General features: G+C 64.6%; 6 protein-coding genes. 4 read left to right on the forward strand and 2 right to left on the reverse strand.

Annotated features, from left to right (window positions below):
• Positions 1–74: 74 nt before the first annotated feature.
• The 4 genes from VGH41_RS25060 to rsmA all read left to right on the forward strand — a co-directional run bounded on the left by VGH41_RS25060 (position 75) and on the right by rsmA (position 5,843).
• Positions 75–2,441: an LPS-assembly protein LptD gene (locus tag VGH41_RS25060; RefSeq protein ID WP_331600356.1), complete on the forward strand. Its 2,367-nt coding sequence runs from the start codon at positions 75–77 to the stop codon at positions 2,439–2,441.
• Between the two features lie 67 nt (positions 2,442–2,508).
• Positions 2,509–3,906: a peptidylprolyl isomerase gene (locus VGH41_RS25065; protein WP_331600357.1), complete on the forward strand. Its 1,398-nt coding sequence runs from the start codon at positions 2,509–2,511 to the stop codon at positions 3,904–3,906.
• A 5-nt stretch (positions 3,907–3,911) separates the two neighbouring features.
• The gene (pdxA, locus tag VGH41_RS25070) at positions 3,912–4,943 is read left to right on the forward strand and encodes a 4-hydroxythreonine-4-phosphate dehydrogenase PdxA (RefSeq protein ID WP_331600358.1); all 1,032 of its coding nucleotides are present in this window, start codon (positions 3,912–3,914) and stop codon (positions 4,941–4,943) included.
• 30 nt (positions 4,944–4,973) lie between these two features.
• The gene (gene rsmA / locus VGH41_RS25075; protein ID WP_331600359.1) at positions 4,974–5,843 is read left to right on the forward strand and encodes a 16S rRNA (adenine(1518)-N(6)/adenine(1519)-N(6))-dimethyltransferase RsmA; all 870 of its coding nucleotides are present in this window, start codon (positions 4,974–4,976) and stop codon (positions 5,841–5,843) included.
• Positions 5,844–5,921: 78 nt separating this feature from the next.
• Here the strand turns inward: rsmA and VGH41_RS25080 are convergent, their stop codons facing one another.
• The gene (locus tag VGH41_RS25080; protein WP_331600363.1) at positions 5,922–6,863 is read right to left on the reverse strand and encodes a DMT family transporter; all 942 of its coding nucleotides are present in this window, start codon (positions 6,861–6,863) and stop codon (positions 5,922–5,924) included.
• A 395-nt stretch (positions 6,864–7,258) separates the two neighbouring features.
• The coding region (locus VGH41_RS25085; protein WP_331600360.1) for an autotransporter outer membrane beta-barrel domain-containing protein at positions 7,259–8,378 on the reverse strand (1,120 nt) is incomplete at its 5' end.

The following is an 8,378-nucleotide window of genomic DNA, read 5'->3' on the forward strand; positions in this document are numbered from 1 at the left end:
CTGACAGTCGGCTGTCCAGGCGGCGGATCGTGACTGCAAAAAGCGGGCGGTTGGGCCGATTCGCCAAACGATACATGCCGCCTAGACAGCTTTCCCAAACGACCCCCTCTCGTGGCGGCGTGCCGCGCAAAAGGCGGCTTGTCGCGGCGTTGATCGCCGTGCCGGGCCTGATGCCCGCGCTCGTGCACGCCCAGTTGTCGGGCGACGCCGCGCAGGCACAGCCTATCTACGCGCCGTGGGGCATGCGGCTCGCCCCGCAGCTCGAAGAACATCCGCTGCATCCCGCCCAGAAGCCGGCAACCTTCGTGCTCGGCGATTCGACCAACGGCACCACCGACCAGGATCTCGCCGCGAAAGGCTCTGCCGAAGTGCGCCGTCCGACCTTCACGATCAAGGCCGACGCGCTGCACTACGATCAGGACACCGACATGGCCGACGCGTACGGCAACGTGCACGTGGACAACAACGGGGCGTCGTTCGTGGGACCTGAGGCGCACATGCAGGTCGATTCGAGCGAAGGCTACATGACCGCGCCGAAGTATCGCTTCAACATGACGGGCGGTTCGGGCAGCGCGACGCGGGTCGACTTGCTGGACAACGAGCGCTCGGTGTTCTCGCAAGGCACCTACACCGCGTGTCAGTGCGAGAGCAATCCGGCGTGGTACATCCGGGGCAGTGAGTTCGATTTCGACACCGGCGCCGACGAAGGCGTGGCCCACAATGGCGTGCTGTTTTTCGAGGGCGTGCCGGTGTTCGGCTCGCCCTGGCTGTCGTTTCCGCTGTCGGGCGACCGGCGCAGCGGCTTCCTGCCGCCCACCTTCTCGCTCGGCTCGACCAACGGCTTCGAGCTGGACCTGCCGTATTACTTCAACATCGCACCGAATCGCGACCTGCTGCTGACACCGAAGATCATCTCGAAGCGCGGTGTCGAGACGGACGCGACGTTCCGCTACCTGTCGCCGACTTACTCGGGTTCGATCACCGGCATCTTCCTGCCGGACGATGCGATCACGAAGACCAACCGTTACGCGCTGTTCATCCAGCATAACCAGAACTTCGGTAACGGCTTCGGCGGCTACATTTACTACAACAAGGTTTCGGACAACACGTTTCCGGAAGACCTTGGTTCGGCCTCCAGCCAGATTCTCAACGGTACGCAGCTGCTGTACCAGCAGGAAGCCGGCCTGACGTACAACAACGGCCCGTGGTCGGTGCTGGCGCGCGAGCAGCACTGGCAGACGCTGACGCCGTCGGTGGCGCCGTACGGGCGTGAGCCGCAGTTGAACGTCAAGTATTCGAAGTACAACGTCGACGGCTTCGATTACGGCGCGATGGCCGACTTCTCGCGCTTTAGCATCACTACGCCGGACGCGACCCAGGGCGATCGTGTCGTCTTCGATCCGTACGTGTCGTATTCGCTGGTGGGGCCGGGTTACTTCGTCACGCCGAAGGTGCAATGGCACTTCGCGTCGTACGACCTGAGCAACATCGGCACAGGGTCGCCCGCGGGCCAGCCGAAGAACTTCACCGAGTCGATTCCGACCTTCTCGTTCGACACCGGCCTGATCTTCGAGCGCTCGGTGCGGCTGTTCGGCCAGGACTACATTCAGACCCTCGAGCCGCGGCTGTACTACGTCTACACGCCGTATCACAACCAGAACTTTGCGCCGTTGTTCGACACGGCGGACGCGGACTTCGGTCTCGCCGAAATCTTCACGCCGAACACCTTCGTCGGCGATGACCGGATTGCGGATGCGAACCGTCTGACGGCGGCCATCACCACCCGCTTCATCAACCCGGCAACCGGCGATGAACGTGCGCGCTTCGTGCTCGCGCAGCAGTACTACTTCCAGGATCAGCGCGTCACGCTGCTGCCGACGCAGACCCCCGCGCAGGCCACGCACTCGGACCTGATTGCCGGCGCGTCGCTGAAGCTCGGGGCGGGTTTCGCGTCGGAAACCGCGGTCCAATATAATGCAGACAATAACCGCTTGACCCAGAGCAGTATCGGCTTCGGTTTCAGTCCGGAGTCGGGCAAGGTGATCAACATGGCCTATCGATACACGCGTGCCGATACGACGCTCGACAACACGCCTGTCAATCAGATCACCGTGTCCGCGCAGTGGCCGCTGACGCACCACGTGTATAGTGTGGCGCGCATTAACTACGATCTGCAGGGGCACGCGATCGTCGACAGCCTGCTCGGTTTGCAATACGACGCGGACTGCTGGGTGCTCGGTATCGGCATTCAGCGTTATGCGGATGGAGTCAACAACCTGGGATTGCCGACCCAGGGGACGCGGGTGCTCGCGCAGATCACGTTCAAGGGCTTGTCGAGCGTGGATAACGGCTTGATTCAGGCATTCCGCTCAGGCGTGCCGGGATACACGCCGCTGCCGCCGAATCCGGCGCCGGAGGCACGTTTCACCAATTACGAATGACGGCCATCCGATCACCTATAAAATGCGCAAAGACGGGCGGGGCGCGCCCGACATCATTGGAGTATCTGTGGGAATCATGAAAAAGTTTCGCTTGGCAATGCTGACGGCCGGTCTCGTCGCCGCTGCCTCTTTTCTGTCGGTCGCGCCCGTTGAGGCGCAAGATCTTCCCAACGCAGGCGCGCAGCAGGTTCAGGCCGCCGCCGGCAACGGTCAGACCATCGATACGATCGCCGCAGTCGTGAACGACGGCGTCATCACGCAGCGCGAGCTCGACGAGCGCACCGGGCTGATCGCGCACCGCCTGCAGCAGCAGAACGCGCCGGTGCCGCCGGTCGACCAGATGCGCCAGCAGGTGCTCAACCAGATGGTGCTGGAACGCATCCAGTTGCAGAAGGCCAAGGAAGACGGCATCACCGTCGACGACGCGGCTGTGCAGAAAACCCTGGAACGGCTTGCCGCGGCAAACAACCTGCCGCTCGACGTGTACCGCTCGCGGATCGAGTCGCAAGGTGTGCCCTGGTCCACCTTCCAGCGCGACGCCCGCACGGAATTGATCCTGTCGCGTCTGCGTGAAAAAGAGGTGGACAGCAAGGTGACGGTGTCGGACGCGGAAGTCGCCAACTACATCGCCAGCCAGCGTGGGCCGAACGTCGGTTTGACGAGCGACCTGCATCTCGAACACATTCTCATCAAGGTGCCGGCCAACGCGGTGGAGTCGGATATCGTCGCGGCCGAGCAGAAGGCGCAGGCCATCCTGCAACAGGCCACCAGCGGCGACACGAAGTTCGAGAAGCTCGCCAAGTCGGATTCGCAAGCGGCTGATGCCGCCAAGGGCGGCGACATGGGCTTTCAGTCCACCACGCAGCTTGCGCCCGAGTTCGTGAAAGCAGCCGCGTCGCTGCGTCCGGGCCAGGTGAATCCGGACCTGATTCGCACCAACGACGGTTTCGAGATCATGCGCCTGGTCGAGCGCCGCGCCGGCCAGGGCACGGCCAGCGCCGATTCGACCAAGCTCGTGCAGACGCACGTGCGCCACATCCTGCTGCGCGTCGGCGACGGCATGTCGGAGCCGCAAGCGCGTCAGAAGTTGCAGGAAATCAAGCGTGAAATCGCCGAAGGCGGCGACTTCGCCAAATTCGCACGGACGTATTCGCAAGACGGTTCCGCGTCGCAAGGCGGCGACCTCGGCTGGATCAGCCCGGGCGAAACCGTGCCGGAATTCGAGCGTGCCATGAACAGCCTGCAAGACGGCCAGATCAGCGAACCGGTCCGCAGCGAATACGGCTACCACCTGATCCAGGTGCTGGGCCGTCGCGACGCCGAAGGTTCGGTTGCGCAGCAAATGGATCTGGCGCGCCAGGCCATCGGTCAGCGCAAGGCGGAGCAGGCTTACGCCGACTGGCTGCGCGAATTGCGCGATACCGCGTACGTCGACGTCAAGGTCAACCAGCCGAACCTGCAGTAATCACCATGACAAGCGCTGCCCAACCGTCCGACGCCCAGCTGCAGATCGCGATCACGACCGGCGAACCCGCCGGCGTCGGTCCCGAACTGACCGCGCAGGCGCTGGCGGGTGCGGCGGCCCACTGGCCCGGCGCGCAGTTCATCGTGCTGGGCGACGCCGGCCTGCTCGCTGAGCGGGCTCGCGCGGTCGGCGTGGATTGGGCGGTGCTCACGGGCGCGGCCCATGAACGCGGCGGCCATGGCGGCCAGGTGCGGGTGCAGCACGAGCCGCTCGGCGTGCCGTCGCAGGCGGGCAAGCTCGACGCGGCCAACGGCCGGTATGTGCTGAACCTGCTGGACAGCGCCATTGATGGCGCAGTGGCGGGCCGGTTCGATGCGATCGTCACGGCGCCGCTGCAAAAAAGCACCATCAACGACGCCGGTGTTCCTTTCACCGGCCACACCGAATATCTGGCTGAACGAACCCATACGCCGCGCGTCGTGATGATGCTGGCCGGCACCGGCCAACGCCCGCTGCGCGTCGCGCTGGCGACGACCCATCTGCCGTTGAAGGATGTGTCGGCGGCGCTGACTATCGAGGGCCTGGTCGGCACGCTGCGCATCATCCAGCACGACTTGCGCCACCATTTCGGTTTGCCGGCGCCCCGCATCCTCGTGACCGGCCTGAACCCGCATGCGGGTGAAAACGGCTATCTAGGGCACGAGGAGATCGACGTGATCGCGCCCGCATTGAAGCTCGCGAACGACGAGGGCATCGACGCCCGCGGCCCGTATCCGGCCGACACGATGTTCCAGCCGCGTTACCTGAACGAAGCGGATTGCGTGCTGGCCATGTTTCATGACCAGGGCCTGCCGGTCCTGAAGTACGCAACCTTCGGCGAAGGCATCAATGTCACGCTCGGGTTGCCCATCATTCGCACTTCCGTTGATCACGGCACGGCGCTCGACCTCGCGGGCACCGGCCGCGCGGACGCAGGCAGCCTGATCGCAGCAATCGACACCGCCGTTTCGATGGCGCGCCACCGTCGCGCAGCCTGATTTTTTCGTTCCTCTTTTTAGCGTCTTTCGATGTCCACCAGCAGACAGCACCAGGGTCACTTCGCGCGCAAGCGTTTCGGACAGAATTTTCTGGTCGACATGGGCGTGATCGATTCGATCGTCGACGTGATTCGCCCGCAACGCGGCGAACGCATGGTCGAGATCGGGCCGGGCCTCGGCGCGCTCACCGAACCGCTGATCGAGCGTCTCGCAACGCCCGAGGCGCCGCTGCATGCGGTCGAGCTGGATCGCGACCTGATCGTGCGTCTGAAGAACAGGTTCGGCGATCTGCTGCAATTGCATTCGGGCGATGCGCTCGACTTCGACTTCGGCTCACTGGCGCAACCGGACGAAGCGGGCGCGTCACCGAACAAGCCGACGCTGCGCATTGTCGGCAATCTGCCGTACAACATTTCGAGCCCGCTGCTGTTTCATCTGACGTCGTTCGCGCACTGTGTGATCGATCAGCACTTCATGCTGCAAAACGAAGTGGTCGAACGCATGATTGCGGAGCCGGGCAGCAAGGCGTTCAGCCGGTTGTCGGTGATGCTGCAGTACCGCTACGTGATCGACAAACAGCTCGACGTGCCGCCTGAGGCTTTCCAGCCGCCACCCAAGGTCGATTCAGCCATTGTGCGGATGATTCCCTACGAACTGCACGAACTGCCTGACGTCAACGAGCGCGTGCTCGGCGAAGTCGTGACGGCAGCGTTTTCGCAGCGCCGCAAGATGCTGCGCAACACGCTGGCCGCGTTTCGCGACACGGTGGATTTCGAGTCGATCCACTTCGATTTGCAACGCCGCGCCGAAGACGTGCCCGTCGACGAATACGTGCGCGTCGCGCAGATCGTGCAGGCGTCGCGAGCGGGCGCAGCGGCACCGGGGCATGCGCCGGGCTGAGTGTTCTCTACAGGGTTGCGGTGTCGTGCGTGGTTTCGTCCGCGCGATCAGTCGCGCACCGGACCCGTTTCAGCTCGTTCAGGCAGCCACGCGCCGCACCGGCGCATTGACCAGCGCGATCCCCGTCAGCACCAGCAGCGCGGCCAGCAAGAACCGCACACTGAACGACTCGCCCAGCAGCAGCACGCCGAAGGTGACGCCAAAGAGCGGCGTCAGAAACGAGAACACGGACAGGCGTGACGCGATATAGCGGGTCAGCAGCCAGAACCAGGTCAAATAGCTGACGAATGCGACAACGATCGCCTGATAGCCGAGGCTGATTACCGCGAGCGGCGTGACCGTCTCCACTCGCATCTGACCCAGACCTGCCGCCAGCGCGAGCAACACCACCGCGGATACCGCCAGCTGATAGAACAGCGTCTTGCTGGCGCTCGAATGCGCGAGCCGTGTGGCGCGCACGACCACGGTCGTCGCGGCCCACGCAATACCGCCCAGCACGCCGAGGGCATCGCCCGTCACACCTGCGAGCGTCGCAGCGTGGCTCGCGCCGCTATGAGTGCGCGTGAAGCCGTCCGCAAACGCAAGCGTCATGCCGGCGAAGGCCACGACGATGCCCGCCCACTGGATACGCCGCATCCGCTCGCCCTCGACGAACCAGTGCAGCCCCAAAGCCGTAAAACACGGCGCGGTGTACAGAAACACCGCCATGCGCGAGGCACTGGTGAGCGTGAGTCCCAGAAAAATGCAGACGAATTCGCTGGCGAACAGGATGCCCGCGAGCAGTCCCGCGCCCAGCGTGCCGTCGTCGCGAAATAGCGGCGTGCCGCGGGCGCGCGCCCAGCCCCATACCAGCACGGTGGCCATCGCCGAGCGCAGTCCAGCCTGAAAGACCGGTGGGAGCGCCGTGTTGGTGCTTTTGATGGCGACTTGCTGCAGGCCCCAGATGGCGCAAAGCACAATCATCGTCAGGACGGCAAAGCTGTCGGGCGCGCGGCGTGCGGGAAGGGCGGCGGTGCTCATGGAATCGTTGTAGCGTGAAACAGGGGCGGAGATATCGGGTGAGGCGGGCGTCTCGTCGTTGTATTGGGCGCGGCCCGTGCGACGCAAAGTAACACGTCTCACCAGCACGCCGTTGACTGACTTCAGGTGCGGCGGGAGATCCCGTCCTGCGCCGAGCGGCCAACCTTCACACGATAACAAAAACGGGCGGCACTCAGAAGCGCGGTCCAGTGTGCTCACGCGCGGCGGTTCTGTCGTGGGGCGCGGGTTTAGCTACGGGAATCCGGGCGACGCGCCTCTACAGCGCGCCAGCGGCCGTTCCGTCGCGTAGAAGCGCGCGCAGTTAGGCACGATGTCGCGCATCGGGCATCGGGCATCGGGCATCGGGCATCGGGCATCCGGCATCAGTTTTGAAATCACCACGACCAGCGCACGCCGACGTTGCCTTCGACGACGCTGCGGTGGGCTCCATTGATATTGGTCGTATAGTCCGCCGTTGCGTACACGCTGCCGCGGGTGCTGACGCGTGCCGCGAGCCCGACGCCGAACTGCGCGGCCGTCGCAGGAACACTGGTGGGAATGGACGTGGTATTGGCGAACGTCACCGTATCCGTGCCGTTGAAGTAGCGCCATAGATTCGCGCGCAAGTACGGCTCCCAGGTGGCACCGCCACCCTCGAACCTGCTTTCGAGGCGCAAGCCGAGGCGGCCGATCACGCCGTCCGCCGAATGAAACGACACGCTCGAGATGCCGTCGTCGAGCGAGTCGATCGACGTATGCTGCCAGATCAATTGCGCCTGGGGCTCGAGCCGCAGATTGGCCGGCAACGGAATCGGCAAGCCGGCTTCGAACGACGCCGTCTCTTCGTGGCCGTGCGTGGTTGCGCCGACGTTCTCGAACGACATGGGGCTGATCGTCAGCGTACTGCCCATCGCGACCGCGTCCGTGTACCAGCCACCGGGTCCGACGTGTGTCCAGTAGCCGCCCGCGGTGTACGCGTTGACAGACAGGTGGCCCGCTGCGAAGTTGGGAAAGCCGAGTGCGAAGCCGCTCACGTCGCCCTGGGCGCGCGCAAAGCCGAGGATGAAGCCATAGTGATTGCGATGCCCGCCAGACGTCACATCTGAGTAGACATCCTGACCGATTTGCAGGCCGCCGAACGTGCCGCTGAATTCAGGATCGACTGCGCCGCCGTTGCTTTGCGTCGCGTGACCGCCCCACACCCTTGACCATGACGCCGGCAGCACGCCTGTCTCGCTGAGCAGCGCCTGGGAGCCCTGGCGGTCGTGGAAGGTGCCGATCTGCTCGACGCCCAGCATGCGCACCAGTTCCGGCACTTCCGCATAGACGGGCACCTCCATCCGGTACAGCGGGACGGGTTGGGCGCCGGCAGGGGGCGCGGCGGGTAATGGCGGCGTGCCGGCGGCCGCCTGGGGAGGCGCGAGGCTGGGGGTGGGGGGCGGTGTTGGTGTTGGTGCAGGGGTTGGAGTTGGAGTTGGAGTTGGGGTTGGGGTTGGGGTTGGTGCAGGGGTTGGA

It is taken from the genome of Paraburkholderia sp., assembly GCF_036488795.1.
GTDB lineage: Bacteria > Pseudomonadota > Gammaproteobacteria > Burkholderiales > Burkholderiaceae > Paraburkholderia.